1 protein-coding gene is annotated in these 283 nt (G+C 29.7%); it reads right to left on the bottom strand.

The window, feature by feature from the left end; genetic code table 11:
• Window positions 1-40: 40 nt before the first annotated feature.
• Window positions 41-283: hypothetical protein (locus HMPREF3029_RS09435; RefSeq protein WP_168165509.1), on the bottom strand; the 243-nt coding region annotated here is incomplete at its 5' end.

The raw sequence follows: 283 nt of genomic DNA, 5'->3' as shown, positions 1-283 counted from the left end.
ATAAATAAAAAGATCGCCAATAAATAGGCGATCTATAGTTTTATAAATTTTGATTTTTGCTCGCTTTAAGTATATTGGCAATTATTGAACCTAATGAAAGTACAGATACAACAGATCCTGCAATGGTGTTTTCTATAATAGCTAATACTATCCCACCTATAACTCCTGTCATGGATAATATACAACTAGCTATTATGCCTATCACTGTGAGATTATAGTTATTTTTATGAAACTTTTCTTGTTCTGTCTTATCTATAACATGCCTATGACTTTGTTCATTTTC

Origin of the sequence: Nosocomiicoccus sp. HMSC059G07 (assembly GCF_001815515.1) — a bacterium.
GTDB lineage: Bacteria > Bacillota > Bacilli > Staphylococcales > Salinicoccaceae > Nosocomiicoccus > Nosocomiicoccus ampullae_A.
This window is presented reverse-complemented; position numbering and strand designations above follow the sequence as displayed.